This window comes from Kitasatospora sp. NPDC048662 (assembly GCF_055587065.1).
On the sequence record NZ_JBVJHA010000004.1, the window covers coordinates 24,733 to 51,430 of the forward strand.

General features: G+C 69.1%; 20 protein-coding genes and 5 pseudogenes. 7 read left to right on the forward strand and 18 right to left on the reverse strand.

Annotated elements, in window-relative coordinates; translation table 11 throughout:
* Window positions 1-18: 18 nt before the first annotated feature.
* On the forward strand, window positions 19-2,970 hold the full coding sequence (locus tag ACZ6R9_RS13555) for a helicase-related protein (RefSeq protein WP_465538281.1): 2,952 nt from the start codon (window positions 19-21) through the stop codon (window positions 2,968-2,970).
* The gene (locus tag ACZ6R9_RS13560) at window positions 2,967-7,133 is read left to right on the forward strand and encodes an Eco57I restriction-modification methylase domain-containing protein (protein WP_465538282.1); all 4,167 of its coding nucleotides are present in this window, start codon (window positions 2,967-2,969) and stop codon (window positions 7,131-7,133) included. The genes ACZ6R9_RS13555 and ACZ6R9_RS13560 overlap by 4 nt, the downstream gene beginning before the upstream one ends.
* A gap of 24 nt (window positions 7,134-7,157) precedes the next feature.
* Here ACZ6R9_RS13560 and ACZ6R9_RS13565 read toward each other — a convergent pair whose 3' ends face one another.
* On the reverse strand, window positions 7,158-7,406 hold the full coding sequence (locus ACZ6R9_RS13565; protein WP_465538283.1) for a hypothetical protein: 249 nt from the start codon (window positions 7,404-7,406) through the stop codon (window positions 7,158-7,160).
* Between the two features lie 59 nt (window positions 7,407-7,465).
* On the opposite strand from ACZ6R9_RS13565, the gene ACZ6R9_RS13570 reads away from it, so the two are divergent.
* Window positions 7,466-7,783: a hypothetical protein gene (locus tag ACZ6R9_RS13570; RefSeq protein WP_465538284.1), complete on the forward strand. Its 318-nt coding sequence runs from the start codon at window positions 7,466-7,468 to the stop codon at window positions 7,781-7,783.
* A 12-nt stretch (window positions 7,784-7,795) separates the two neighbouring features.
* Here the strand turns inward: ACZ6R9_RS13570 and ACZ6R9_RS13575 are convergent, their stop codons facing one another.
* Window positions 7,796-8,905 (reverse strand): site-specific integrase, encoded by a 1,110-nt coding sequence (locus tag ACZ6R9_RS13575; protein ID WP_465538285.1) that lies wholly within the window; start codon window positions 8,903-8,905, stop codon window positions 7,796-7,798.
* 1,028 nt (window positions 8,906-9,933) lie between these two features.
* Window positions 9,934-10,071 (reverse strand): hypothetical protein, encoded by a 138-nt coding sequence (locus ACZ6R9_RS13580; protein ID WP_465538568.1) that lies wholly within the window; start codon window positions 10,069-10,071, stop codon window positions 9,934-9,936.
* On the opposite strand from ACZ6R9_RS13580, the gene ACZ6R9_RS13585 reads away from it, so the two are divergent.
* Both ACZ6R9_RS13585 and ACZ6R9_RS13590 read left to right on the forward strand, forming a co-directional pair.
* Window positions 10,046-10,327: a rhodanese-like domain-containing protein gene (locus ACZ6R9_RS13585; RefSeq protein WP_465538286.1), complete on the forward strand. Its 282-nt coding sequence runs from the start codon at window positions 10,046-10,048 to the stop codon at window positions 10,325-10,327. The two genes, ACZ6R9_RS13580 and ACZ6R9_RS13585, sit on opposite strands and share 26 nt — an antisense overlap.
* Window positions 10,324-10,635, forward strand: a complete 312-nt coding sequence (locus ACZ6R9_RS13590) for a sulfurtransferase TusA family protein (protein WP_465538287.1) — start codon at window positions 10,324-10,326, stop codon at window positions 10,633-10,635. Before ACZ6R9_RS13585 ends, ACZ6R9_RS13590 begins: the two co-directional genes overlap by 4 nt.
* A gap of 17 nt (window positions 10,636-10,652) precedes the next feature.
* Here ACZ6R9_RS13590 and ACZ6R9_RS13595 read toward each other — a convergent pair whose 3' ends face one another.
* A complete protein-coding gene (locus ACZ6R9_RS13595; protein ID WP_465538288.1) occupies window positions 10,653-11,303 on the reverse strand; it encodes a DUF1326 domain-containing protein in 651 nt (216 codons plus the stop codon).
* 382 nt (window positions 11,304-11,685) lie between these two features.
* Between ACZ6R9_RS13595 and ACZ6R9_RS13600 the strand changes: the two genes are divergently transcribed.
* On the forward strand, window positions 11,686-12,486 hold the full coding sequence (locus ACZ6R9_RS13600) for a DUF2182 domain-containing protein (RefSeq protein ID WP_465538289.1): 801 nt from the start codon (window positions 11,686-11,688) through the stop codon (window positions 12,484-12,486).
* 31 nt (window positions 12,487-12,517) lie between these two features.
* On the opposite strand, the pseudogene nrtS reads toward ACZ6R9_RS13600, so the two are convergent.
* From nrtS to ACZ6R9_RS13660, 12 genes and pseudogenes are all read right to left on the reverse strand, one after another.
* Window positions 12,518-12,769, reverse strand: a pseudogene (gene nrtS / locus ACZ6R9_RS13605) (nitrate/nitrite transporter NrtS); the annotation flags it as partial.
* A complete protein-coding gene (locus tag ACZ6R9_RS13610) occupies window positions 12,766-13,389 on the reverse strand; it encodes a DUF1326 domain-containing protein (RefSeq protein WP_465538290.1) in 624 nt (207 codons plus the stop codon). The gene ACZ6R9_RS13610 and the pseudogene nrtS, both read right to left, overlap by 4 nt.
* A 270-nt stretch (window positions 13,390-13,659) precedes the next feature.
* Window positions 13,660-14,319 carry a DUF1326 domain-containing protein gene (locus ACZ6R9_RS13615; protein ID WP_465538291.1) on the reverse strand — a complete coding sequence of 220 codons (660 nt, stop codon included), beginning with the start codon at window positions 14,317-14,319 and terminating at the stop codon, window positions 13,660-13,662.
* Between the two features lie 130 nt (window positions 14,320-14,449).
* Window positions 14,450-15,070: pseudogene (locus tag ACZ6R9_RS13620) on the reverse strand (PP2C family protein-serine/threonine phosphatase).
* Window positions 15,071-15,099: 29 nt separating this feature from the next.
* Window positions 15,100-15,510, reverse strand: a pseudogene (locus ACZ6R9_RS13625) (PAS domain S-box protein); the annotation flags it as partial.
* Between the two features lie 684 nt (window positions 15,511-16,194).
* Entirely contained in the window at window positions 16,195-16,986 is a 792-nt protein-coding gene (locus ACZ6R9_RS13630) for an alpha/beta fold hydrolase (RefSeq protein WP_465538292.1), read from the reverse strand.
* 228 nt (window positions 16,987-17,214) lie between these two features.
* Entirely contained in the window at window positions 17,215-17,358 is a 144-nt protein-coding gene (locus ACZ6R9_RS13635) for a hypothetical protein (RefSeq protein ID WP_465538293.1), read from the reverse strand.
* Window positions 17,359-17,939: 581 nt separating this feature from the next.
* The gene (locus ACZ6R9_RS13640) at window positions 17,940-18,230 is read right to left on the reverse strand and encodes a 7-cyano-7-deazaguanine synthase (RefSeq protein WP_465538294.1); all 291 of its coding nucleotides are present in this window, start codon (window positions 18,228-18,230) and stop codon (window positions 17,940-17,942) included.
* Window positions 18,231-18,317: 87 nt separating this feature from the next.
* Complete coding sequence (locus ACZ6R9_RS13645; RefSeq protein ID WP_380478252.1) at window positions 18,318-19,550, reverse strand: ATP-grasp domain-containing protein; 1,233 nt, start codon at window positions 19,548-19,550, stop codon at window positions 18,318-18,320.
* A gap of 61 nt (window positions 19,551-19,611) precedes the next feature.
* Window positions 19,612-20,373, reverse strand: coding sequence for an ATP-grasp domain-containing protein (locus ACZ6R9_RS13650; protein ID WP_465538295.1), 762 nt, complete (start codon window positions 20,371-20,373; stop codon window positions 19,612-19,614).
* A gap of 477 nt (window positions 20,374-20,850) precedes the next feature.
* The gene (locus ACZ6R9_RS13655) at window positions 20,851-21,879 is read right to left on the reverse strand and encodes a GNAT family N-acetyltransferase (protein WP_380478250.1); all 1,029 of its coding nucleotides are present in this window, start codon (window positions 21,877-21,879) and stop codon (window positions 20,851-20,853) included.
* Window positions 21,876-22,640 carry a hypothetical protein gene (locus ACZ6R9_RS13660; RefSeq protein WP_380478249.1) on the reverse strand — a complete coding sequence of 255 codons (765 nt, stop codon included), beginning with the start codon at window positions 22,638-22,640 and terminating at the stop codon, window positions 21,876-21,878. Before ACZ6R9_RS13660 ends, ACZ6R9_RS13655 begins: the two co-directional genes overlap by 4 nt.
* A gap of 416 nt (window positions 22,641-23,056) precedes the next feature.
* Between ACZ6R9_RS13660 and ACZ6R9_RS13665 the strand changes: the two are divergent.
* Window positions 23,057-23,827: pseudogene (locus ACZ6R9_RS13665) on the forward strand (AfsR/SARP family transcriptional regulator); the annotation flags it as partial.
* A gap of 1,764 nt (window positions 23,828-25,591) precedes the next feature.
* Here ACZ6R9_RS13665 and ACZ6R9_RS13670 read toward each other — a convergent pair.
* Together ACZ6R9_RS13670 and ACZ6R9_RS13675 are read right to left on the reverse strand one after the other, a co-directional pair.
* Window positions 25,592-25,750 (reverse strand): annotated as a pseudogene (locus ACZ6R9_RS13670) (IS110 family transposase); the annotation flags it as partial.
* Between the two features lie 240 nt (window positions 25,751-25,990).
* On the reverse strand, window positions 25,991-26,698 hold the full coding sequence (locus ACZ6R9_RS13675; RefSeq protein ID WP_465538296.1) for a CocE/NonD family hydrolase C-terminal non-catalytic domain-containing protein: 708 nt from the start codon (window positions 26,696-26,698) through the stop codon (window positions 25,991-25,993).

Consider the following 26,698-nt stretch of genomic DNA (forward strand, 5'->3'; position numbering starts at 1 on the left):
CGACCCCGGAAGGCCCGCATGACCACCGCCGCCCAGCCGACCCGGCAGTACGCCGTCGGCTCCCTCGTCCACGCCCGGGGCCGCGAGTGGGTCGTGCTACCCGACTCCACACCCGACCTCCTCGTCTTGCGCCCGCTCGGCGGCGCCGACGACGACATCGCGGGCGTCCTGCCTGGCCTGGAGACCGTCGTTCCCGCCACCTTCGCCCCGCCCACTCCCTCCGACCTGGGCGACCAGCAGGCGGCCGGGTTGCTGCGCACCGCCCTGCGCATCGGCTTCCGCTCCGGTGCGGGCCCCTTCCGGTCGCTCGCCTCGATCGCCGTCGATCCCCGCCCGTACCAGCTTGTGCCGCTGCTGATGGCGCTGCGCCAGGACACCGTCAGGCTGCTGATCGCCGACGACGTCGGCATCGGCAAGACGGTGGAGGCCGGGCTGATCGCCGCCGAGCTGCTGGCGCAGGGTGACGCCCGAGGCCTGGTCGTGCTGTGCTCGCCCGCCCTGGCCGAGCAGTGGCGGGCCGAGCTGTACGGCAAGTTCGGCGTCGACGCTCGTCTCGTGCTGCCGTCCACGATCGGCCGTCTGGAGCGCGAGACCCCGTACGGCCAGTCGGTGTTCCGCCCCGACGGCGCGTACGTCGTCTCCACCGACTTCATCAAGTCCCCCCGCCACCGGGAGGACTTCCTGCGAAACTGCCCCGACCTGGTGATCGTCGACGAGGCGCACTCCTGCGTCTCCGACACCACGGTCGGCGCGTCCGCCCGCTCCTCCCAGCAGCGGTACGCGCTGCTGCGCGCCCTCGCCGACCGGACCGACCGCCACCTCCTCCTCGTGACGGCCACTCCGCACAGCGGTAAGGAAGAGCCCTTCCGCCGTCTGATCGGCCTGCTCGACGACCGTCTGGCCGCCGTCCCCCTCGACACCGACGCGGGCCGCAGGCTGCTCGCCGAGTTCTTCGTGCAGCGCCGCCGCGCCGACATCCGCGAGGACTTCCAGGACGGCGCGCACTTCCCGTCCTCCCGGGACACCGCCGAGACCGCCTACACCCTGCACCGCGACTACAAGAAGCTCCTCGACGAGGTCCTGTCCTACGCCCGCGAGACCGTACGCGCGGCCGACGGCGCCCTCCAGCAGCGTCAGCGCTGGTGGTCGACCCTCGCCCTGCTGCGCACGCTGTCCTCCTCCCCGGCCGCCGCCGTGCAGTCCCTGAACACGCGCGCCGGCGTCGAGGAGGCGGACACCCCCGCCGAGGCGGACCGCACCGGAGAGCGCACCGTCTCGGACCCGGCCGACAGCTCGACCCCCGAGTCCGCGGACGCCGTACCGGGCACCCGCCTCCCCGCGGACACCGGTGCCGAGGTCGACGGCGAGGCCGACGACGGGGAGAAGGCCCGTCTGGTCTCGATGGCCGAATCGGCCAAGAAGCTCTACGGCCCGACCCGCGACGCCAAACTGAAGAAGCTGATCACCACCGTCTCCGACCTCCTCGACAAGGGCTACCGGCCCATCGTCTTCTGCCGCTACATCGCGACCGCCGACTACGTGGCCGACCACCTCAAAAAAATCCTCAACAAGAAGGGCACCGAACACCCGGTCGCGGTCGCCTCCGTCACCGGCGAACTCTCGCCCGACCAGCGCGTCACCCGCATCGCCGAGCTGACCGGCGCCGACGAGGAGGGCAACCCCGCGCCGGAGCGCCGCGTGCTGGTCGCCACCGACTGCCTGTCCGAGGGCGTCAACCTCCAGGAGTCCTTCGACGCCGTCGTCCACTACGACCTCGCGTGGAACCCGACCCGCCACGAACAGCGCGAGGGTCGCGTGGACCGCTTCGGCCAGCGCACCGACGTCGTCAAGGCGCTCACTCTCTACGGCGCCGACAACCCCGTCGACGGCATCGTCCTCAACGTCCTGCTTCGCAAGCACGAGCGGATCCGCCGCGTCACCGGCATCTCCGTGCCCGTGCCGCAGGAGTCCGAGAGCGCCATGCAGGCCGTGTTCGAGGGCCTGATCCTGCGCGGCGAGCGGCCGGCGTACGAGCAGGAGGGGCTGTTCGCGCAGGAGGAGGTGGCCGAGCAGCTGGAGATCGCCTGGCAGTCCTCCGCCGAGCGGGAGAAGCGCTACCGCTCCCGGTACGCCCAGCTCACCATCAAGAAGGCCGAGGTGGCGGCCGAGGTCGACGAGGTCCGTGCCGCGCTCGGCACCGGCGAGGAGGTGCGGGACTTCACACGCCGCGCCCTGGGCGCCCTGCGCGGCATGCCCGCCCCCACGAAGCAGGGCGGCTTCACCGCGCACACCGACGCCCTCCCGCAGGGCCTGCGCGACACCGTCTCGCACGCGCTCGGCCTCCGCCATCCCCGCCCGGTCGTCTTCCACGACGCCCCCAGCGCCCCGCGTGGCGAGGCCGCCCTCACCCGCACGGACCCGGTGGTCGCCGCCGTCGCCCGCTTCGTCCTGGACGCGGCCCTAGACGACGCCGGCAAGGTCCCGGAGTGGCAGCGCCCGGCGCGCCGTTGCGGAGTCATCCGTACGAAGGCCGTGGAGCGGAACACCACGCTCCTGCTGGTGCGCCACCGCTTCCAGCTGAACCTGCCCGCCCGCGACGGCTCGGTGCGCGAGCAGCTCGCCGAGGACGCCCGAGTGGTCGCTTACCGCGGCAGGCCCGACGCCCCCGAGTGGCTTCCGGAGGACGAGGCCGTGGCCCTCCTCGAAGCCCGCGCCACACAGAACACCGACCCGAAGTTCGCCACCGAGCACATCGCCGAGATCCTGACCGCCCTGTCCGCGATCATGCCCGAACTGCGAGACCAGTCGGCCGAGTTGGGTCGCAACCTGGAGGCCTCGCACCGCAGGGTCCGCACCGCCTCCCGCGCCCGTCTCGCCGGCCTGAAGGTCGTCCCCCAGGGCGACCCGGACATCCTGGGCGTGTACCACTACCGCCCGGCCCCGACGTTCTCCCAGGGAGTGGGCGCATGAGCACCGCCAGGACCCTCGTCACCGACACCGTCGCCACCGTCGGCGGCCTCCTGCCATACGACCTCCTGGTCCGGATCAAGGAGGGCAAGGAGCAGACCGGCTCCAAGCCCGCCGACTACCGCCTGTACGCCAAGGGCGACTCGGTACGGGACGCCGCCGAGCGCTCCTGGGGCTATCTGCGCGGCGTGTGGGCCGCCTACCAGGACGCCCTGGCCCGCGACGGCGCCGACGCCGACCCCGGTGTGCACGCGGTCGGCGTCACCACCGAGCGCTGGCTGCTGCCCCTCTTCGAGCAGCTCGGCTTCGGCGCCCTCACCCCCGTCCCCGCGCCCGGCCTGCCCTCCCACGACGGCGAGAAGGACTTCGAGGTCAGCCACCAGTGGGCGCACGTCCCCGTACATCTCACCGGCTGGAACGTTTCCCTCGACACGCGCACGACCGAACTGGCCAAGCAGGCACCTCAGTCGATGGTGCAGGAGTACCTCAACCGCTCGGCGGACTCCACCCTCTGGGGCGTCCTCTCCAACGGCCGCCAGCTGCGCCTGCTGCGCGAGTCCGCCTCCCTCACCGGTGCCGCCTTCATCGAGTTCGACCTCCAGGCGATCTTCGACGGCGACCGCTCCGACGACTTCGTCCTCCTGTGGCGCCTGCTGCACCGCACCCGCTTCGAGCCCCGCGCCGAGGGTGAGCCGGCCGCGACCTGCCTGCTGGAGAAGTGGCGCACCGAGGCCATCGACAGCGGCACCCGGGCCCTGAAGGAACTCCGCAAGGGCGTCGAGAAGGCCCTGACTGTGATCGGCACGGGCCTGATCGCCCACCCCGACAACGCCGCCCTACGCGACGCCTTGCGCACCCGCGACAAGAACGTCCGCGACGACCTCCACCCGGCTCTGCTGCGCCTCGCCTACCGCCTGCTCTTCCTCTTCGTCACCGAGGACCGCGACCTGCTCCTGCACCCCGACGCCACCGAGAAGGCCCGCGAGACGTACGAGAAGTACTTCTCCACGGCCCGCCTGCGCCGCGTCGCCCGCTGCACCGGCACCCTCCACGGCGACCAGTGGCAGGCGCTGCGGTTGGTCATCGAAGGCCTCGGCACCCCCGGCGGTCGCCCCGAACTCGGACTCCCGGCGCTGGGCGGCCTGTTCGAGCCCACCGCCACGGACGCGATTCTGGACGGCCTCAGTCTGTCCAATCAGTCCCTCTACGAGGCCGTACACGCCCTGTCCGAGGTGTACGACGCCAAGCTGGGCCGCCCCCGCAAAGTCGACTACCGACACCTCGGCGCCGACGAGCTCGGCTCGGTCTACGAGTCCCTGCTCGAGCTGGAGCCGCGCCTCGGCGAGGGCAACGAGTACGTGCTGGCCAAGCTGGACGGCAACGGCCGCAAGACCTCCGGCTCCTACTACACCCCGTCCCCCCTCATCAACTGCCTCCTCGACTCCGCGCTCGACCCGGTCATCGAGCAGGCCGTCCGCTCCGGTACGACGAAGAAGGAGCGCGAGGACGCGCTGCTCGCCCTGACGGTGTGCGACCCCGCCTGCGGCTCCGGTCACTTCCTGGTCGCCGCCGCCCGCCGTGTCGCCCGCCGCCTCGCCGAGATCCGTACGGACGATCCCGAACCGACCGCTGAGGACGTACGGCACGCGCTGCGTGATGTCATCGCGCGGTGCGTGTACGGCGTCGACCTCAACAAGATGGCCGTGGAGCTGGCCAAGGTGTCCCTGTGGATCGAGGCGATGGAGCCGGGCCGGCCCCTCACCTTCCTCGACGCTCACATCAAGCACGGCAACGGGTTGCTGGGCACGACGCCGAAGTTGCTGGCCGAGGGCCTGCCGGACGACGCGTTCAAGCCGCTGGAGGGCGACGAGCCGAAGCACGTCACCGACCTGAGGAAGCGCAACGCCGCGGAGCGGACGGCGTGGAAGGTCGCGCTGCGCCACGGGGTGAACCAGGACGCGCTGTTCGCGGAGGAGGAAGTGCTGGCCGAGTCCAACGTGGAGTTCGGTGAGAAGGTCTCGGCGATCACGGGCACGAACTCGCAGGAGCTGGAGGACGTCCGGAACCAGGCCAAGGCGTATCGGGAGCTGACCACCTCCCCGGACTACATCCGGGCACTTGAGCTGGCCGACGCGTGGTGCGCGGCGTTCGTCTGGAAGAAGACGAAGACAGCGACGCCGCCCGCGCTGACCACGAAGTCCCTGCTGACTCTGCACTCCGAGGACGGCGGCGCGAGCCTGCCGGACGGCACGGTGGAGGAGGTCGTCCGGCTGCGGGAGGAGTACCACTTCTTCCACTGGCACCTGGAGTTCCCAGAGGTGTTCCGGGTTCCGGCAGATGCGAAGGCGCCGGGAGTGGACGAGCGGACCGGGTGGAAAGGCGGGTTCAGCTGTGTGCTGGGGAATCCGCCGTGGGAGACCCTTGAGTTCAAGACGGAGGAGTACTTCGCCACTGTCGCCCCGGAGATCGCCAAGGCCGCGAACCAGGCGGCACGGCAGACCCTGATTGGCAAGCTCGCCGAGAGCGAGGACGAGGCGGACCGGGAGCTGCACGCCGAGTACATCGCCGACAAGCGGCTGTCCGACGGCTTCTCTCATCTCGCGCGCTGGTCGGGTCGGTTCCCGCTGGCCGCGCGGGGCAAGCTGAACACGTATCCGCTATTCGCGGAGGCGGCGTCGCACGGAATCGCCCTGCGAGGGCGGTTCGGGCTGGTCCTGCAGACGGGCATCGCCACGGACGCAACGACGGCACCGTTCTTCTCCGACTTGGTGCGCTCGAAGCGGCTGGTGTCGTTCCTGGACTTTAAGAACGAGGCGTGGGTGCTGAGTCGGGACGTGCACCACTCGACGCGCTTCTGTCTGCTCACGGTCACTGGCCGGGAGGAGCAGGTCCGGGAGGCTTCTTTCGCGTTCGGGACCTGGTACATGGAGGACCTGCCTGCGCGCCAGTTCACCATGCCGCTGGAGGAGATCCTGCTGGTTAACCCGAACACCGGGAACCTCCCGGTCTTCGAATCCCGGCGCGACGCGGAGATCACCTTCGGTGTCTACAGCCGAGTCCCGGTTCTACTCAAGGAGCCGGACGAATACGGCAGAGGCGGCAGCAACCCCTGGGGGCTGACCTTCCGGCAGGGCCTGTTCAATATGGCCTCCGACTCCCACCTGTTCCGGGGCAGGCAGGAACTGGCGGACGCGGGCTGGCAGTTGACGGGCAACGTCTTCACGCGCGTCGACGAAGAGGGAAAGACGCGCCGCTATCTCCCGCTGTACGAGGCGAAGATGCTCCACCATTTCGACCACCGCCTCGGCACGTACGAGGGCCAGACTCAGGCCCAGGCCAACGTCGGCACGCTCCCGCGCGTGACGCCGGAACAGCACGACGATCCTGACTTCGCTCCGATGCCGCGGTACTGGGTGCCGGAGCAGGATGTGGACTCCGGCAAGCGGGACAAGAAGGGTAACCGGATCATGTGGGCGGGGGTGGAGACGCGGCTGGCGGACAAGGAGTGGTACGAGGACTGGCTGTTGGGGTGGCGTGATATCTGCCGAACCTCGGATCGCCGAACCATGATCAACACTGCTCTGCGTCGCACTGCCGTTCCTGACGGCACGTTGCTGATGTTGCCTTTCTTCGGCAATCCTGCACTGCTCCAGGCGGCGCTGTCCTCGTACGTGCTCGACTTCGTGGCGCGTCAGAAGTTCAGCGGTACACACCTGAAGTTCTTCACTGCCTACCAGCTTCCAGTGCCCAGCCCTGAGACGGGTGACCAGCCGTGTCCATGGAGCAGCGGCGAAACGGTGGCGGAGTGGGTTGCTTCAAGAGTGGCTGAACTTGCCTATACCGCTTGTGACATGGCGGCCTTCGCCAGGGCGGTCGGCGTGGTAGGACGCCCGTTCCGGTGGGATGAGGAGCGGCGCGGATTGCTGCGTGCAGAGCTGGACGCGGCCTTCTTCCACCTCTATGGACTGGCTCGCGATGACGCGGAGTACGTCATGGACGCGTTCTCCCGCCTCAAGAGCGACGAGGAGGCCACCCACGGCAGATACCGCACCAAGGACCTCATTCTTGACGTCTATGACCGCATGGATGAGTCCCGGGCAACCGGCGACGAGTACCGAACCGTTCTGGACCCGCCGCCGGGCAAGGGCCCGCGTCACGAAGTCTGAGTACGGCCACCTCGGGCAGGTCGGTCAGAAGCCGTCCCGCCCGAGGTCCGTGACGAACCCGGCCCACTCGTTCTTGGGCTTCCAGTCCAGCTTCACGCCGACACGGGCGACGCCGGTGCGCACCTTCGTGAGCGTGGTGCGGATTTCTTTGACGATCTTCTCGGCTGTGTGAATCCGGACATAGATGTGCTTGCGGAGCTCGGAGAAGACGACTCCCTTGATCTCGGTCTGGACTTGCTCGTTGAAGTCGTCTTCCAGGGAAGTGATGGCCACATCGAGATCGGACAGCGCCTGGCGAAGGTCTTGGCACCGACAGAGTTGGTTCCCGTCTCTTGATCGTGGCCGTGCTCAGTGACGACGACACGTCGCCATCCGCTGCGGGGGTCCTCCTTGGTGGTCACGTGTCGGCGGATCTCCAGCAGCTTCTCCAGGACGGTACGAACCCTGCCTTCCAGGGCGCTGCGCGCGGCCTGCTCCGCCAGACGGGTCTCCTCCGCGTTCTGGCCGGCGGAGATGCCTCGCTGTTCGAGGATCAGCTGGACTGTGTGAACGGCGTCGGCTGCGGTCTCGGGACGGCTCTTCCGCCCAGGATCGGCCTGCATGCTCCGGCGTTCTCCTGGTACAACCAGCCGCACTGCCAACTGGGTTGAAGCTCAGGTGGCCTACGCAGCCCGGCACAAGCTTCGAGGGATCCGCTCGAGTCCGGCATCAGCGCGGTCCAGCGCGGCGGCCAGGGCGACGACGGCTTCGTCGGCGGAGTCCTTGAGGAGGTGGCCGTAGAGGTCGACGGTGATGGCGAGGTTGGAGTGGCGCAGGGTCTTGGAGGCGACGGCGAGGGGGATACCGGCGGCGATCATGATGCTGGCCGCGGTGTGGCGCAGGTCGTGCAGGCCGATACGAGGCAGGTCGAGTTCGGCGGTGCGTTTGCGGAGTTGGCCGAGGACCCACTGGGGGCGCAGGGGCTCTCCGTCTGGGCGGGTGAAGACCAAGCCTTCCAATCGGCTGTTGGGATGGGCGGCCATCTGGAGAGCTGCCTGGCGGTGGAGGGTGGCCATCACTCGGGGAGAGAGGCTGATCCAGGCGCGGCTGGCTTCGGTCTTGGGTTCGCCGAGGTGGATCTTCCCGTTGTTCACGGCGGTCAGGGTCCAGCGGACGTAGAGCTTGCGGTCCATGAGGTGGACGTCGGACCAGTGCAGGGCGAGGGCCTCGCCGCGGCGCATGCCGGTGCCGAGCATGACCTCGAACAGGTCGGTGAGCCGGTCCGCGTAGTGCTCCGCGTTGTGGCGGAGGAACGCCGCCGCCTGGTCGGGAGTCCAGCAAGTGCGCACCGCCGCACGGGGCTTGGGCGGCACGGAGTGCTTGGCCGGGTTGTAGCGCAGCCGCCACGTCCGTACCGCGTGGGTCAGGGCGCCTCGCAGCATGGCCACCGCGTGGTGGACGGTGGTGCGCCCGCGGCCGGCGGCGAGCTGCCTGCTCACCCAGGCGTCGATGTGCTTGGGCCGCAGCTCGAGGAGCAGCATGCCGCCGAACGCCGGGACCAGGTCGCGCTCGATGCACGCCCGGTAGCCCGCCCAGGTGTTCGGCGCCAGCGCCGGCCGCTTCGCCTCCAGCCACTCGTACAGGAACAGCCCGACACGAAGCGTCCGGTCCTCGTACACGCCTCGGTACTCGGCATCCAGCACCCGCGCCATCTCCCGGGCCGCCTCCGCCCGGCTGGTGAACCCGCCCCGCCGCCGAGTTCGGCGCCTGCCGTTCTCCCGAGCCAGATCCACCGCATACGTCCACCGCCCGTGCGCGGCATCGGAGGCCAGCCGCGGACACCACGAACCCAACTGCTTCCCGCTGCTCCCGTCCTTGCACCCGCACCTGCGGTACACCCGACCACGCTTAGGACACGGCGCCATGGGCTCCTCCTCGAACCAAGTGGTGATGGCGTGTCCAGAGTCGCGGGAGTGGCAGGTGCAGCGGCAGAGCGTGCGAGGCGGGGCGCGGAGCACAGCCAAGATCGACTGGCCGGGACGCGCGCTGGCGACACGCCGCGAGGGTGGTCACGGCGCACGTTCGATGGGTAAGGCAGCTTGATCGCGCAGCGTCGGCCCGCACGGGGGCGCCGTTTCGAAGAGCGGCGGCGGGACCAGGAGAAGGCGGTCTGCCGGTTGGCCGTGGGTTGTTGGGCTCGTACAACCCGGAGCACGCGCAGTGCGGTGGCGGCGAGCCTCGAAGCGATCCTCGGAGTGCGTCACGGCGAGCGCCGAGAATTTCGCCAGCCCGCGCGGAGAATGGGTGATGGAGGGATTTAAGGTGGCGATTTTTTGACTGGATTTTGGCCACGATCAGATTGATTTCGATTGGGCGCTCAGGAGCCCCGTCTGATGACTCTCTGAGAGATCCGCGGGAATCGCTGGATGCGCGGTAGGAGTGGCACTACTCTGGAGGCATGAACGCTACTCGGACCCTCCGTCAAGCCCCTGGCCTGGGGGCCAGCTGGGGACCACACGTCACGCGCGCTGCCGCGCGAGGTGCGCGAAACGTGCTCATCTGCACACGCACGACGTGTGTGCGAGCGCATTTCAGGCAGGAATAGGGAAACTCTTCCTGACTGGGGGTCAAGGGGTCGCAGGTTCAAATCCTGTCGTCCCGACTGTGAAGTCGGTTGTGAGAGCGGGTACTTGGGAAACCAGGTGCCCGCTCTCACTCGTTTCCGGAGGGCGCGTGGTCGCACGGTGGTCGCGTCCGGCGCGCTGACCTGGCGGTTTGTGGGTGAGGTGGGTGCGAGGTGATCGCACCGTCTGATGATCCGTCAGTTGATCTCGCGGGGGAGGTCTGCGTGGTCGAGTGCGTCGGCGAGGGCGGTGACGGCTTCGCGGGCGGCTTGGCGGCGTAGAGCGGCCGTGCGGGCGGGGTTGGAGCGGGTGAGATCCGGCACCACGACCGTCATTGACGTCCGCCCCGTCGAAGAGTACGTAGCCGGTCACATCCCCGGCGCCATCTCCATCCCCCTCGACGAACTCGAAGCGCACCTCGCCGACCTGCCCGCCGAGATCGAGGTCGTTGCCTACTGCCGCGGCACCAACTGCGTCCTTGCCCACGATGCGTCCGCCTCCTCGCCGCCCATGGCCGCACCGCGAAGCGGCTCGCCGACGGCATGCTCGAATGGCGCCTCGCGGCCCTGCCTCGAGGCCGGCGCCACATGACCGACCATCACACCCCAGTCGGCGAGCCGGTCGTCGTGGATGGAACCGGCATGCTCTGCGTCACCCTGCTGCCTCACCTTCGCAGGCGCGTCGCGGACGTCCCGGCCGGCACGGTGGTTCATGTCATCGCCACCGACCCGGCAGCCCCGCTCGACCTGCCGGCCCGGTGCCACCTCACCGGCCACACCTACCTCGGCCACCTCGGTCCCGTCGCCGACCACACCGACCGTGACGTGTACGCCCTCCAACTGGCCGCGAGCCCCAACCCGACGCGCCCGGACGGCCCCTGGCACACGGCGCCTGCCTGACGCCTGAATCGCGGTTGTCAGTCAGGACCGCTCCAGTCGAACGGGAAATGCTTGCTGGATCTGCCGCTGCGGTTCCAGTTGAAGCCGAAGGCGTCGGCGTGGTCGGTGGTGGCGCGGCCCCAGGTGGCGATCTGGCCCGGTCCGACCTCGGCGCCGGGGGCGTTGTGGACCTGCACGCGTGCGCCCTCGGGGGTGGTGGGGCCGGTGAGGGCTTCGGCGCGGGCTGTGACACGGCCGGGGATCTCGACGCTCCAGGCCCCGAGGTCGTCGTCGATCTCGACAGTGATGGGGGCGGCCTCCATGCCGCGCACCTCGGTCGTGGCGAGATCGCCGAACTGCTTCGGCCACCCGCCCACCTGGCCGCTGAAGATCGTGCCGAGTGCGGCGCGCTGCTGGTCGTCGGCTCGCTCGTCGATGAAGAAGGCGGCACGCGAGTTCGTGGCGCCCGCCCAGATGTTGCCGGTGAAGGACCCGAGCATCACGAAGTTCAACCCGTCGAGCGGGACATCCCCGTACCGGCCCTCGCGGATGTGCCAGACGAGCACGCCGTCGCAGTCGCCCTCGGTCGGGGGCTGGGCGAAGGTGCAGGGGCAGGGTATGGCGCACTTGCAGGTGTCGAACCAGTCGCCGACCAGGTGCCAGGCCGGGCTGGTGGTTGCGTCGGTCATCTCTCCGACCTCCTCACCCCCCGCTGTCGCATGGTGCCAAGAGTGACGTGGCTGTCCGCATGAAGGCCCGCAGGCCCCGTAGCCGGAGTGGCCTCATCTCCAGCGTGCGCCGATTCGGAAAGGCACGGCATCCCCGCGCGGGCCCGACGCCCGTGGCCGCGTGGCCGAGACACCGATGAGGCCATGCAGGGCCCAGCGTTCACCACTGTGCTCGGTCTCGGTGATCGGCACTGGTAGGAGCTGCCCGAACCGGTGGCACTCGATCTCGGAGGACTCGCCGCCCACGATCGGCGCTGTCCCGTGTGCCCCCGTGCGGGACCGCGACCGGGTTTTGCCGTCGGCGCACGTGTGCTGTCCTGGAAGGACCAGGCAGGAGAGCGCTATGCGTACCGTCACCGTGGAGAAGCAGCCGCTACGGACCGGGGTGCTGATGCCCGTCAGGGATCTGGCCGTGGCGTGGGCGCTGATCGTGGTGATCGCGGCGCTGGCCTGGGTGTTCACTGTCGGGCAGGCCCGGGACATGGGGATCGGGTCCGGCACGATGGGGATGGCGCTGCCGCTGTTCCTGGTGCTGTGGCTGGCGATGATGGCGGCGATGATGCTGCCCTCGGTGGCGCCAGTGGCGGTGACCTGGGCCCGCGGCATCGGCCGGCAGTCGAGCGGCGCGGAGCGGGCGGTGCGCACGACGGAGTTCCTGGGCGGCTACCTGCTGGTGTGGACGACGTTCGGGTTGCTGGCGTACGGCGGGCTGGCGCTCACCGGCCACTTGGTGCAGCGCGATCCGGACGCCGGGAAGTGGATCGGCGCGGCGGCTTTCGCCCTGGCGGGGCTGTACCAGCTGGGTCCGTTGAAGTACGTGTGCCTGCGGCACTGCCGCAGCCCGATGGCCCAGCTGATGCGGTACGCGTCCTTCCGGCCGTCGGCGCGGGACCTGCGGGTCGGGCTGCACCACGGCGCGTACTGCCTGGGCTGCTGCTGGGCGCTGATGGTGGTGCTGGTGCCGCTCGGGGTGATGAACGTGGCGGCGATGGCGGGGATCGCGGTGGTGATCTTCCTGGAGAAGCTGTGGCGGCGCGGGCCGCTGCTGGCCCGGGTGGCCGGGGTGGCGTTCCTGGCGCTGGCGGCGCTGGCGCCGTTCCAGAGCTGGCTGCTGCCCGGGCTGGCGCCGAGCAGCATGATGTAGCTCGGCGCCGGGTGCGGCGGGCGCCGTAGAAGCCGGCGCTGGAGACGCAGAACGGCACCAGGTAGTTCACCAGGACGCGGATCCAGGTCACCGCAGTCGCATCACCGGAGAGGATCACCGAGCCCTGGTTGACCAGTGAGAGCAGCGTGCCGACCACCAGCGCGATCGGTACGCACTTCGCCAGTGACTCCCGCGAGAACACGGTCGCCAGCAGGCGCGGCGGCGGATCGGACCGCGGAGGAGGCCGCGAAGACCTCCTCCGCGGTGCGCCGGGGCTGCTCACACCCGGCCCTTGGGTGCTCCCGCCTCCTGTTCGCTGCTGAAGACGAATTCGGCCTTCTCGCCGTAGACCGGCTCGAAGGTCAGGCCGAACGCGCTGGAGGTGCCGCTGGCCTTGCCGATCCCGTACTCGGAGGAGAAGCCGAACATCGCGTTCTTCATGGTGGTCGGGGTGCCGTCGACACCGAGCAGCGGTTCGTACGACAGCCGGCTGTGCCCGGCCACCTCCACGCCCGGCTTCTCGCCGTCCGTGAGTGACACCTCGCCACGCTCCGTGCCGAGGAACTCGCCGATGAACTGGGCCAGTTCGCCGAACGGACCACCCTCGCCACCGGAGAGGATCCGACCGACCGCGTCGGCCTGCGCGTCGCTGGCGCCGCTGTCGATCACCACGCCGACCTTCCAGTTGCCGGCGGTCAGATGCGAGGGGAACTCGTTGTAGAAGGCGAAGTCGACCCCCGCGAGGTCGGTGTCGTCCAGACGCCCCTCGGCGATGTGGAACACCGCAGCGCCGCGGCACTCGGTGCCGCCCTGTGGGTCCCTGGGCTGCGCGTCGACACTGCAGCCGCAGACCACGGCGCAGGAGCAGGCAGCCAGGTAGTTTCCGGAAATTGTGTACGTCATGAAATTCCTCCCTTTCACTCGCGGCCCCGTCGTCCGGTCCTTCCGGACGGCGTCGGGGCTGGCGGTGGCGGTGGTGAGCGGGAGGTGTTCATGGCCGACTCCGCTCCGCGGGATCGGCCGAGGAGCGGCGTACTTCCACGCTAGCCGGGGGCGGCGCAGTCCGTAAGTACCTCCGGTGTCCACGCGGTCGGCCATACGACTCCGGCGGACCTTGCGCGGCCGGTGTCACCGGGCAGTCGCGCCTCGAAGCGTCGGAGCAGGGGATGCCGCTCAGTTCGGGCCGCTCCAGTCGAACGGGAAGTGCTTGCTGGACGTTCCGGTGCGGTCCCAGCTGAAGCCGAACGCGTTCGCCCGGTGGGTGGTGGCGCGTCCCCAGGTGGCGGTCTGGCCCGGCCCGACCTCCGCGCCGGGGGCGTTGTGGACCTGGACGCGTGCGCCTTCGGGCGTCGTCGGCCCGGTGAGCGCTTCCGCAGCCGCGCTGACCCGGCCGGGGATCTCCGCGCTCCAGGTGGCGAGGTCCTCGTCGACGGTCACCTCGATGGGCGCGAACTCCATGCCCCGCATCTCGGGGTGGAACGCCTCGACGAACTGGCCCGGCCATCCGCCGGCCTGTCCGCCGAAGATCGCGCCCAGTGCGGCCCGCTGCGGTTCGTCGGCACGCTCGTCGAAGAACGCGGCGGCGTACGGGTCGGTGTGCTCGCCGGTCCACACGTTGCCGACGAAGGTGACGACCATCAGGACGTTCAGGCCGTCGAGCCGCACGTCGCCGTAGCTGCCCTCACGTATGTGCCAGGCCATGATGCCGTCGCAGTCGCCGTAGGTGGGCGGCTGGGCGAACGTGCAGGGGCAGGGGATGGCGCACTTGCAGGTGTCGAACCAATCACCGGCGACATGCCAGCGCGTATCGGTGGTAGCGGTTTGTTCGGTCATCTCGCTTCCCTCCCGCCACCCGAGGGCGTCGGTCCGGCGAGGCCGCTGTCCCGAGTCCACTCCCGGGATCACCGGAGCGGCCTCCCTTCCAGCGTGCCCTCTCCGGACGGCTCGGGGAAGGCACGCCGACTCACGCCGCCGTGAGCCGATGGGTCGGATCGCCCGGTTCGTCGCGCCAAGTCACCTGGTCCAAAGCCAGGGGGGCGAAGGTAGAACGGGTGTCGGATGACCGTCGACCCGCGCACCGAGCTCTCTCGGTCACCACCACCCGGGCCTGCCTGGGAACTGCGGCCATCGTCGCGTGCTCCCGATCGCAGGGCTTTGGCGGGACGTTCGGGCCAGGCTGAGCCGCTGCCGCGCGGACCGGCTGCCGGAGCCGTGTGCGGATTTCGACCTCGGCGATGACGAGGGCGACGTCGTCGTCGCCGGTGGGCAAGGTGAGGGCGGCGAGGAGGTGGTCGCAGGTCGTTTCGAGGTCTGTCCTTGGGCCGGCGAGGATGCCGATGAGGGTGGCGAGGCGCTGGTCGAGTGCCTGGCCGCGTCGTTCCACGAGGCAGTCGGTGTAGAGGGCCAGGCGGTCCCCGGCCGCCAGGTGGTGGCGGGTGGTGGTGAAGGGGACCAGCCCTCAGGTGCCCAGCGGAGCGCTGGTGGGCAGGTCGAGCAGGACGGGGCGGTGGCTCGCCCGGTCGAGGACGGGCGGCAGGTGTCCGGCGAGGGCGACGAGGGTCAGTCCGTCATCCGGGTCGCACACGGTGCAGACGCAGGTGGCGATGGTCTCCTGGACTGGGCGACCGGGCGGGCGGACAGGGCCAGATCGCGCTCCACACCGCGTACGACGGCCTCGTCGGCCGCGATCCCGAGCGCGTAACGCGCGCCGTCCTTGTCCCGAAGCCGCATGTTGCGGAATTCCACCAGGCGCGTCGAGCCGTCCTTGTGCCGGATGGGGAATACCCCGGCCCAGCTCCCCCCGCTGGCCATCACGGTGGCGAACAGCTCCAGCACCAGGCCCACGTGTTCCTCGGAGACCAGAAGCTTCGCCGCTGGCCGGCCGAGCGCTTCCTCGGAGGTCCAGCCGAACAGTTCCCGTGCCTGTGGGCTCCACAACGCGATCTGTCCGTCACTGTCGAGGACGACCGCGGCCACTCTCAGCAGGTCCAGCAGTCCGCCCGGCGCGGACGGGCCGAGATACACCGGCGTCGGTCCTTCGTTGAGCTCGTCAGCGGCGTCCTTCCGCTGCCCTCCGCTCGGTCGCCCGGCTGGGAGATGGGAGGCCGCCCCCGCCTGCCCGGTAACGGGCGTCCGAACGGCAAGGGGTCTCACCATCGCCCCTCAGTCCGGTTCCGTAGGCAGGCCGGTCCGTCTAGGTCACCGGCCGAGGACCCGGCGCCGGCCCGGACGGCACAGTTGCCGAACGCCCCGTCGAGGTGGCCGAAGCCGGCCGGCGGCGCACCACCGGCACCCTCGATCGGCAGATGACATGACCCGCGACGACGCGGTGATCACCGCCAGGCCCCTCCCGGCGATTCCCCGGCACGCCCCAGAACAGCATCGGCACCGTGGTAGCGCTGCGTGGAGATGGCATGTGGGCTGCGTGTCGTTGGTCGAACAGTATGCGGGCCCAGTTGCTGCTCCGTGGGGGAGCTGCGTCCGGGCCCGGCCGTCAGCCGGAGGGTCCGGTTGTGCTCGTGGGGGAGTTGCAGCCGGACCCGCCAGCGGTGGCATCGACGGGTTGCATGCCGAGCCGCAGCATCCACACCGTGGGCGACCCGGGCTCCGTATGCGGGCGCCGCCTGATGCGTCGATCCGGCCGCAAGTCAGGGGCCGTTCGCGGTGCTGTTCGTCTTCCCTCGGCTCCAGCGGTGGTTCGACCTCGGCTCACCGGACCAGGTATCGCTCCAGCGCGGCGAGGAACGCGTCCGGGTTCTCGAGGTGGCAGGCGTGGTCGCCGGGCAGTTCGAGAACCCGGGTATCGGGCAGTCGTTCGTCGAGGGTGGCGACGACCCGCTTGAGCCAGTCGGTGGTCGCGGAGCCGTGGACCAGGAGGACAGGGCACCGGATGCCGGCGAGTTCGGAGACGTCACGGTCGGGCCGGTCGGCCTGCTCCGAGCTCCAGGACAGGGCCATCCGGTGCGGGACCCAGCGCGGCCAGGCGGGATGGTCGCGGGCCTGGTCCTTCGATGGCGCGAGTCCGGCGAGTACGAGGAACTCGGCCAGGTCGTCCTCGCTCACGTCCTGACCGGCCAGCGCATGCAGGAACCGGTTCAACCGGGCGACCTCGGGGTCGGACTCGCCGAGGCCGTCGAGGATCCAGTACGCCGCGGGCTCCACGAGCGTCAGCGTCCGCACCCGCTCCGGATGGGCCAGGGCGAACTCGATGAGGGCTCGCCCACCGCCGGACCACCCCGCGAAGTCGGCCGTCTCGAGCCCGAGGGCGTCCACGGTCATGAGCAGCGATTCACGCTCGATCGCCGCGGTGTATCCGGCGTCCCCGCGCTCGCCGGCCGAGCCGAGCTCGTTGTGGATCGGCTGCACCCTGACGGTCCTCCGTCTCGCCGACAGGGCGTCCGCGAGCGGCGTCCACGACACCCATCCGGTGAGCCCGCCGGGCACCAGGACGATCGGCGATCCCTCGCCCTTCACCTCGTTGACCAGGACCCTCGGTTTCATCGCCCACCTCTGACGGGTTGACAGCAGATCCCATCAACGTAACCGGGGTGCCGACTTCGCGCAGGCATGGGCTGGGTGAAGGGGCCGCCCCAGGTAGATGACCGCGACCCGCACCAAGGTGACAGCTGTGGCGGTGTCCGTGAAGATTACCGACCCCTGTTGACCGGGGAGAGCGGAGTGTCGGCCATGAGGGCGATCGGGATGCAGTTCTGTCGGTGGTGCGGGCCGCTACTTCAGCTCGAACAGCAGCGAGCGGACCTCGGTGCTTCCGGTGTTGTGCGTGGAGTGGTCCACGGCTGGGAACCACGTCGTCCCGCCGGCCACGAGCGAGACCTCGATGGTGGCCGTGCACGGCGCGAGGCCCTCGTGCATGCGCTCGTGCGTGACTGGCCGTCGCTCGCGACCCCAAGCAGCCGCAGTGGGTAGGTCGGCTTGACGTGCAGCGTCAGCCACCGCGAAGTTGGCCCCGATGAGCGGTGCCCGGCTGGAGAAGGCGAACTGCTGGACGGCCATGAACTGTAGGGCTTGCACAACCTGACTGAAGTGCAGCGCGGCCGCATCGGGCCGAAGGTCGGTTGATTGAGATGCGCAGCCATCGGCTCCCTGGATTCCGGAAATTGGCCGAAGGCAGGTTGGACTGGGAGTTGTGGCGGATATTCTTGACTCGCCTTCGGTTGGGGTGGCGATGGTTTATCTCGGCGGCGGTGGGTATCCCTGGGCGGGGATTTATGGCTGCGGGATGGAATCGCTGGATTCTCCACCAAAGTGGCGCCAGCCTGGACTCATGAGCATCGTCCGGACCCTCCGTCAAGCCCCTGGCCTGGGGACCAGCTGGGGACCACACGTCATGCGCGCTGCCGCACGAGGTGCGCGAAACGCTCTCATCTGCACACGGACGACGTGTGTGTGAGCGCATTTCAGGCAGGAATAGGGAAACCCTTCCTGACTGGGGGTCAAGGGGTCGCAGGTTCAAATCCTGTCGTCCCGACCGCGAGTTCTCGCAGGTCGGAAGGCGCTTCCATCGAAATGATGGGAGCGCCTTTTGTCGCAGGGTGGTGGTCGCATGGTGGTCGCGCCCTGATCGGCCTGGGAACGCTACCTGATGGTGGGCGGTGCTGGACAACTCGGTGGCGTTGCCCGTAGTCGACGGAGAGCAGGTGCAGGTCGTGGCCCTGCCCCTTGAGCAGGTGCGCCATCGTGACGGAGTCCATGCCTCCCGAGACGATGGCGATGATTTTCGACACCGTGTTCCCCCTGTTGTGTCAGTGCTTTGTCTCGTTCGATGGCCACGGCCGAGCGTTGGTCCGGCCGCGGCGGTGCTGGGATTCGGCTCAGGTGAGCGGGATGCCACGGACGACAACCGCTGTCGCGGCGCGGTCGAGAGCCACTTCGCACTCCTGCTCGGTGGCGGCGACGGCCACCACCAGGGCGTACCGGCAGCGAACGTGGTCGGTCGGCGGCAGCCGGAGCTGTCGGCCCGGCCCGGCGAGCACCTGTACGTCGTGGATCTCGGCGGGCAGCCGGTCCCGGTCGACCTCCACGGACTCCACCGTCAGGTCGTGTTCGGGGTACAGGAAACGGATGGCCGCCACTTGCTGCCGGGAGGCCGTGGTCCTGGGGACTGCGCCCGCTGCCAAGTCGGCGGCGACAAGCCCGACCTCGACACCAGTGGCGAGCCCTCCCAGGTAGGGGATCCGGTCGCCGCCGACCCGCGCGTTGATCTCCACCACCCGCGGGCCGGACGCGGTCAGCCGCAGTTCAGTGTGGGTCACCGTGTCGGTGAGGCCGACGGCGGTGTGGGCGGTCTGGAGGACGTGCAGCAGCATCGGGTCGGCCAGCAGCGGGTCGTCCGCCCGGACCACGTGGCCGACCTCCTCGAACCCCGGCGCGAAGCCGATTCGCTTCCGGGCCACGAAGAGCATCGTGACCAGGCCGTCCCGACAGACTGCGTCCACGCTGATCTCTGGTCCGTCGAGGTACTGCTCGACCAGCACTGGGCGGTCGAAGGTCGGGACCTCGTCGAACCAGATGGCGGTGGCCTCGCGGTACGCCTCGACCAGGTCCTGCGGGGCCCGCACCAGCGACACGCCGTTGCTTGCGGACAGCGCCCGCGGCTTGACCACCACGGGATAGCCGAGATGCTCGGCGGCTTGCCGTGCCTCCTCGAAGTCGGCGACCGCGATCGACTCGGCCTGTGGGACGCCAGCAGCCTTCAGCGCCTGCCGGCCGGCGAACTTGTCCCGGCAGGCATGCACCGCCGCCACCGGGCTTGTCCGCAGCCCGAGGGCGGCGGCCACTGCGGCGGCCGACTCGACGCGGGTCTCCTCGTAGGTCAGCACCCCGGCGTAGTCCTCTGGGCTCTCCTTGGCGATCCTGACCATTGCTTCGGGGTCCAGGGTGTTCACCGCGGAGTGCGCCGCGATGTAGGGCGACTCCCAAGTGGGGGCCGTCGGCGACAGCAGGTGCAGCCGGTACCGGGTGGCCATGGCGCGCAGCATGTACTCGCGCCAGATCTGGGCCCCACTGCCGATGAGCAGCAATAGGGGCTTGGCTCCGTTGTTCATGTGGGTCACCGTTCGATGTGCGGGGATACGGGTGGTGCCACCAGGCGAAGGCTGGTGGCCGTCAGGCCTTAGCGGCGGACGGTGCGACCTCGACCGCGAACAGGCCGACTCTCAGGGCGATCTCGGTGTGGGCCGGGCCCTCCTGCACGCCGAGCGCAGTCAGCAGCCGCCGTACCTCGGTGGCGATCACGTCCTGCTGCTCGGCGGTGATCCGGGCCGGCACCAGGTGGCCGATCTCCACGAAGGTCGCCGTCTTGAACTTTTCGGTCACGGCCAGCAGATGGTGCTCGCCGGCCGCGCTGAACGTCTCCACGCTGAATTCGCGGCCGGTCAGGAACTCCTCCGCCAGCCACGGTGCCGAAGGCTCGCTGGCTGGGACGGAGAAGTCCAACTCTTCGGCCAGTTCCCGCAGTCGGGCTTCGTCGTGCACAGCGTGGATCTGCTGGCTTCCGGTGCCCCGGGAGGGCTTGAGTATCAGCGGGAAGCCCAGGGCGCCGGCCAGCGCGAGGAGGTCCTGCGTGCTGCGCACCTCAGCGAAGGCGACCTGGCCGACCTCACCGCCGCGCAGCTGCTCGCGCATGAACACCTTGTCGTTGACCGCTGTGGTGGTCTCCAACGGGTTGGCGGTGAGCCCCAGTTCATGATTGATCTGGGCTACCGCCTGCAGGTAGGTGTCGTTCATGGTGACCGCGAGGTCGAACGGCTGAACACCGTGCAGGGCTACTGCCGCCTGTACCACTCGGTCCGGTGAGACGTCGGGAACCAGGAGGACGGTCTCGGCCAGCTCCCGATGGCGTTCGGAGAGGGCGCTCTTGGAGCCCAAGTAGCCGATTGTCATTCCCGCGCTGTGCGCTGCTTCCATCGCCTCTGTGCGCCTCCCCCCGACGAACAGCACGTTGGAGACGGCCGATGGCCTGATCACCTGGTTCCCCCCTTGGTTCTTCACCAGTCATGGAATCGGCGCCGCCCCTTCAGGGCAGTGGCTCGACTCGAGAGCGCTTCCCGGTGGAATCGTCCCTGTGTCAAACATGAGGCACTGCCATACCCGAGGAATACTCATGGGCACCCGGCCGCCAGTAGGGGGAAAGTAGCGGCAGGTTCTCCACTCACCTCCTGAACTTGCTTCTGGGCAAGGCGAGTTCTTCGAGAGAAGTCGATTGCAACAGAGGCGACGGCCTGCACCGTGCGGTGCGGGCCGTCGCCTCTGTGTGCAAAAGATCGTCGGGTCGGAACGTGTTGCGGAAGTCTCCGAGGGGAGAAGGCCGCGGTGGTGGCCGGTCGGCCGGGGGGCGGTCAGGTGTCAGCGGTTGTGCGAGGAGGCGGCGAGCCGGTTGGCAAGGTCGGCTGTCGTGGTCTCGACCCAGTTCATCGTGCGGGCTGTTCGGTAGCCGAGCGAGTGGTTGATGTCGATCATGAAGGTGTTCGTGGTGGCGGTGGTGGTGAAGATGCGCTCCACGTCGGGTCGTTCGTCGGCGAGCCAGCGCATCATGGCGGCCTTGACGGTTCGGCCGAGACCGTGGCCGCGGTGTCCGACCAGGACGGAGGTGTCGTGGATGTAGCCGAACTCGCGGCGATGGGGGTAGTTGTGGATGACGTGGACGCCGGCGACCCGGTCCTCGGCGTCGTCGATGGCGATGACGACTCGTTGTTCCACGCCCGCGTCCAGGAGTTCGCGGTCGTTGGCGCGGATCAGTTCGGGGGTCCACACCGTTTCGCGGTAACTCGTGTCCCCCAACGGGGCATCGTGGATCGCTTGCCGGGCCACCGCGTAGGAGTCGATGAACTGCTCGGGTGTGGCGCCGTTCCAGTGAGCCAGGCGGTAGCGGGCCGGGACCGGTACGTCCCACAGTGCCCGGGGGGCCTCGGCGACGAGCAGAACCTGCATCACGGTGCTGTGGGTCACCCTGAAGCCCATCAGGGCCGCCCAGTGTGCGCCGGGCGAGTCGGGCTTCATCGGAACACCGAGTATGGTGCCGCGCCCGGATTCCCGGACCGCGGCCAGTGCCGTGCGGATGAGGGCGGTGCCGATCCCGCGACGGCGCAGTTCCGGGTGGACGTGGACCTCGACGCCGGCGATTCCGCTGTTCGAGTCCTCGGGCAGCGACACCCTGGCCGAGCCAGCCACCCTTCCGTCGAGGTGGCCGGTCCAGAAACGGCACACGCCGTCCTCGACCGGAGGTGTGCGAAGGCGGCCGATTGCCCCTTCGTAGGTCAGCGGCGGGTCTTCGGGAAAGTCCTCCGCCACGACCGCCGCCCGCATCAGGTGGTAGTCGGACAGCAGCGGCTCGGACGCGGTTCGCGGATCCAGTGGTCGAATGTCGAGGGTCAACGGAGCTCCAAGTCGGCGGTAGGGTCGTTCGGAGGGGACGAGTCGGAACGGGGTGCGGGAAGCCGCAGAGCCTGCCGGGGAACAACATCGGGACGAGCTTCCACTGTCTGCGCGCCGGTCCGCCGGTGCGTGAGTGACGATGCACGGTCGCCGATCCGCAGCGAGAGTACGAGCGCGATCATGGTGAGTCCGAAGCTGAACAAGCCCATGGTCGCGATGATTCCGCCGTGGAGCAGGACTGCTGGCCAGACGGCCGCGCGACGGGCCTTTCGCGGCGCCAGGGCGGACAGGGCGAGGGCCAGCTCGATGGCGAGCACACCCCAAGTGAGCGATCCGACGACCACGTCAGAGGCGATCACTGGACCGAGGAACTGCCGGATCCCGAGCGGGAGACCGTAGTTGGGGTCGACGAAGACCGAATACATCGCAGTGCCGTCCCGCCACTGGGGCGTGAAGAGTTTCGAGAGGGCGGCGACGAGGTAGATGATCGCGATCTGGCAGCGAATGGCGTACCAGGCGGCACAGGAGCTGCCGGCCCACACCGGAGCGAGGGGTTCCTGCGGCCCGGTCCAGTGCCAGACGCGGCGATCTCCCAGAAGTACCGGTATGAGCAGCATGGTTGTGATGAGCGCGGCTTCGTCGCCACCGTCGGGCAGTGTCATGCTGGCCGCCAGGCTCCAGGTGACGAACCACTGGGGCACGCACGTCCACCGGGGTCGGTATCCGGACGCGGCGACGGTGAGCAGGACGATCGCGGTCATTCGACACCACAGCGACAGGGCGTGTGCGCCGTAGCAGCGCATGCCCTCCGGCAGACCCGGTGCGTAGTCAGCGGCGGCTTCGTGCCGGACGGTGCCATGTGGGTGCTGTCACACCGCGCACGACTGACAGGTGGCGTTGGGCCGTACCGGCGCAGAGTTGTCCGTAGAGGTCCATACGGCTCCGATCAGGACCAAACCGACGACGGCGCCAATCGCTGCGAAACGCATGCGACATCTCCCCTATCTGAAGTAGTACACATTCCGGGTGTTGCGTCCGTCACCGGACGTGGCCGAACGTACTGAGCACCGCTATTGCCCGACTACTGTTCGGCTGACCTTGGGAGTTTCCTCCGGCTGCACTGTTGCCGGAACCTTTCGTGCGGTCCGGGTGGGACCAAGGTGGTCGTACGGGTGGGATGGACACGTCGTCGACATCGCGACCGGCGCGGACAAGAACATGTGGGGGGATCGGATGGAGCTCGACGTTCGCCTGTTGGGGCCGTTGGAAGTCGAAGCCGGGGGAGAGCTGCTGGCGATCGGTGGCCTTCGTTCATGCCGTCTGCTGGCTACGCTTCTGCTCAACGCCAACACCATGGTTCCCGACGGACCGGCTGATCGATGTCACGTGGGAGGTCGCCCCGCGATCGGCCCGCCAGCAGGTCCACAACACAGTGGGTGCGTTGCGTCGGATTGTCGCGCAGGTGCCGGAGCTGGACATCGTCACAAGCCAGGTCGGCTACCGGATCGACCTCGACGAGAACCTGATCGATCTTGTCCGATACCGGTCCGCTGTGGGGCGCGCCAACGAAGCCGTGGCGTCAGGGGATACGACCACGGCGATCTCGTTGCTCACGAGCGCGAGGGCGCTGTGGCGCGGAGCGGCGCTGGCCGGTCTCGACGGGCACTATTTCGGCAATGTCGCCACCCGGCTGGAGGAGGAGCGCCTCTCGGCGATCGAGTCGCTGCTGGAACTGCGCGTACGGCGAGGCGACGGAGCACTCGTGGCGGGTGACTTGGTCGAACTGGTTGCATTGAACCCGTCGCGCGAGTCGCTCCGGGCGACCCTGATGACTGCGTTTCACTCGACCGGGCGGACGACCGACGCGCTGGAGGTCTACGAGGAAGGCCGGCAGCAGTTGGCCGAGGGCTTTGGCCTCGACCCGAGCGACGACCTCAAGGCTCTGCACGAGCGCATCCTGCACGGGCTTCCCGTGGCGGAGACATCTGCATCGAAGTGGTCGCCTGTTCCGGTGCCGCCTGTGCGGGCGTCGGACACCACTACTGCCGAGAGGGAGACCTTGCGGCAGTTCCTGCCGCACGATCCGCGCGAGTTCTCCGGGCGTCACGATGAGATGCTCCAGCTCATGGAGGACGGCCGACAGTCCGACTCGGTGTCCCTCGTGATCTCGGCGATCAACGGGATGGGCGGAATCGGCAAGACCACCCTCGCGGTGCGATTCGCACACACCGTCTCGGCCGACTACCCGGACGGGCAGTACTTCGTCGACCTGAGAGGCTTCGCCGCCGGCGTGGAGCCACTCGATCCGGGAGACGCCCTCGGCATGCTGTTGCGCCAGTGCGGTCTGCCCGACGAGCTCATCCCCCCCGGCCTGGAGGGCAGGACCGTCGCCTGGCGCGGTGCCATGGCCGGCAAGAGGGCGGTGATCCTTCTCGACAACGCGGTGGATGTCCAGCAGGTGCGGCCGCTGCTGCCCGGTACGAACGGACCGCTCGTGCTCATCACCAGCAGACGCCGGCTGTCGGCTCTGGAGGGTGCCGTACCCCTGTCCCTCGACCTGATGCCGCTGGACGACGCGGTCACGTTGTTCACCCGTGTCGTCGGGGCCCGGCGCGTGGCCCCCTACCCGGACGAAGTCGCCGAGGTCGTCGAGCTCTGCGGCCGCCTGCCGCTGGCCATCCGGATCGCTGCCGCCCGCTTTCGCGACCGCACCAGTTGGACCGTGCAGTACCTCATCGAGCAGCTCAACGACCAGGAGCGGCGAGCCAGGTTCCTCGACTTCGGGGAGCGGAGCGTATCGGCCGCACTCGCACTGTCGTACCGGCACTTGTCGGGTGGCGGAAGTCGACTCTTCCGGCTGCTGAGCCTCCACCCGGGGACCGCCTTCGACGCGCGAACCGCCTCCGTGCTTGCCGACCTTCCGATTGACCGGACTCAGGACATCCTCGAGTCGTTGTTCGACGACGCCCTCCTGCTTCAGGACAAGCCCGGCCGCTACCACTTCCACGACCTCGTCCGTGACTATGCGGTGCGCGTGTGCGCGGAACACGACAGCGAGGCAGACAGGGACGGCGCTCGCAGGCGGTTGATCGACTACCACCTTCAGCTGGCCGGGTCCTGGTGCGCTCCGCTGGCGAAGGGCCCCTTCCGTCCCGTGCGGGACATCACTCACTCGTTCACCGGTATACCGGTGCCGTCCTCGGTGACCGAGGCGATCGAACTGCTCACGGGGGAGGCCTCCAACCTGGTCGAGGTCGCCCGGGCCGCTCTGAAGGACGGCCCACCGGAGGTGGCTTGGCAGCTGGTCTGCGCCATGCAGCCGTTCCTGCGGCGCACCAACTACGCCGGCATCGCACTCCAACTGTTCGAGAGCGCCGTCGAAGCAGCACGAACAGCGGGAGACGAGCCCGGTGAGGCGCTGTGCCTCATGGGGCTGACCGGTGCCCTGCGGGAACGAGGCCGAATCTCAGACGCCCGCACTGCCATGGAGGCCGCCCTCGCCATCAGCAGGCGCGTGGGTGACCGGTCCACTGAGATGTACCAGTTGACCGAACTCGGAGTCCTGAAGGTCAACGAGGAGAACTTCGTCGAGGCCTACCACTGCTTCCGTTCAGCGCTGGACATCGTGGAAACCCTCTCCGACCCCGAACTGAGCGCGGCACTCAACAACAACCTCGGGGTTACCTGCAGGGAACTGGGTCGCTCCGCCGAAGGCTTCGAGCTTGTCGGGCATGGCCCGCATCTTGGGCTCGCTGTTCGGCAGCCGCCTGTCGAAGACCCGCTTGCCCGCCCGAGTCAGGGCGGTTCCGTGGTGCTCGCCCTTGCCGACGTCCAGGCCGAGGAAGACGTCCACGTCGCCGGTGTCGATCACGCTGTTCCCTTACGAGGTCGTGCTGTCCCGGCCTCGTTGGCGTGGCACCAGTTGCCGGCATCCACGTTACGAAGAGCCTCCCAGCGAGCTGGTGGTCCTGCCTCTATCAGCGGTCTACCGGTGCCTCCGGCCCGGTGACACCACCCCCCGGATCATGCGAACTACAGGGGGGAACAGTCATGCCGAGCCGGAGGCCGGGAGCCCCGTTGCGGGGCCACGAAGAAGGTAACGGGGGGCCTGTCAGGCCAGCGGCAGTTCCAGTCGGGCCTCGTTCCCGCTCACGGAGCTGACCGTGGTGGTGGTGAGGGCGGGGAGGTCCGAGCCCGCGTACGAGTACAGCGGGTCACGGCTGTTGACCACCAGGGCAAGGCGGTGGCCGGTCGGCAGGTCGTAGGAGACGGCCTGGAGGAGCCAGGCGATGGTGGCGCCGGCCTGCGGGGTCAGGTCGGTGGCCGTGTACGGCTCGTGCGTGATGATCCGGGCGGTGCCGTCCGGGGCGATGTCGTACAGGTAGGCGATCACCGTGGCGGCGTCGGTGCTGCTCCGCACGGTGAGATGCACGGTGGCGGCGCCCCGGATCCGCCGGGCCACCTCGTCGGAGCCGGTCAGCGGTTCGGTCGACCAGACCAGCAGCTGGTTCCGCTCGAACTTTGCCGGCTCGTACGCCTTGGGGTTGCCGAACCACTCCCGCTGCCCGCTCTTGAGCAGTTCGCCCGCGACGGAGGAGGTCAGGGCGCCCGCCGCGAAGTCCCGCGACCAGCCGACGGTCGGCTTGTCGGTCAGCGCGCCGTCGCCGCCGGCACCGGCACCGGTGAGGTACCAGTCCTCACTGCTGGTGGTGAACTCGTGCCAGGCCTCGTACGTCTCGCGGCGGGCCGGGGCGGTGATCCGTTCGGTGCCGCCCGGGACCGTGGCCGTCCGGTAGGTGAACAGGCTCTGGCTGCTCAC

Coding starts and splice junctions, on each gene's coding strand:
- ACZ6R9_RS13555 (WP_465538281.1), top strand. CDS start 19: ATGACCACCGCCGCCCAGCCGACCCGGCAGTACGCCGTCGGCTCCCTC.
- ACZ6R9_RS13560 (WP_465538282.1), top strand. CDS start 2,967: ATGAGCACCGCCAGGACCCTCGTCACCGACACCGTCGCCACCGTCGGC.
- ACZ6R9_RS13580 (WP_465538568.1), bottom strand. CDS start 10,071: ATGACGGTCGTGGTGCCGGATCTCACCCGCTCCAACCCCGCCCGCACG.
- ACZ6R9_RS13590 (WP_465538287.1), top strand. CDS start 10,324: ATGACCGACCATCACACCCCAGTCGGCGAGCCGGTCGTCGTGGATGGA.
- ACZ6R9_RS13595 (WP_465538288.1), bottom strand. CDS start 11,303: ATGACCGACGCAACCACCAGCCCGGCCTGGCACCTGGTCGGCGACTGG.
- ACZ6R9_RS13600 (WP_465538289.1), top strand. CDS start 11,686: ATGCGTACCGTCACCGTGGAGAAGCAGCCGCTACGGACCGGGGTGCTG.
- ACZ6R9_RS13610 (WP_465538290.1), bottom strand. CDS start 13,389: ATGACGTACACAATTTCCGGAAACTACCTGGCTGCCTGCTCCTGCGCC.
- ACZ6R9_RS13615 (WP_465538291.1), bottom strand. CDS start 14,319: ATGACCGAACAAACCGCTACCACCGATACGCGCTGGCATGTCGCCGGT.
- ACZ6R9_RS13630 (WP_465538292.1), bottom strand. CDS start 16,986: ATGAAACCGAGGGTCCTGGTCAACGAGGTGAAGGGCGAGGGATCGCCG.
- ACZ6R9_RS13635 (WP_465538293.1), bottom strand. CDS start 17,358: ATGCACGAGGGCCTCGCGCCGTGCACGGCCACCATCGAGGTCTCGCTC.
- ACZ6R9_RS13645 (WP_380478252.1), bottom strand. CDS start 19,550: ATGAACAACGGAGCCAAGCCCCTATTGCTGCTCATCGGCAGTGGGGCC.
- ACZ6R9_RS13660 (WP_380478249.1), bottom strand. CDS start 22,640: ATGACCGCGATCGTCCTGCTCACCGTCGCCGCGTCCGGATACCGACCC.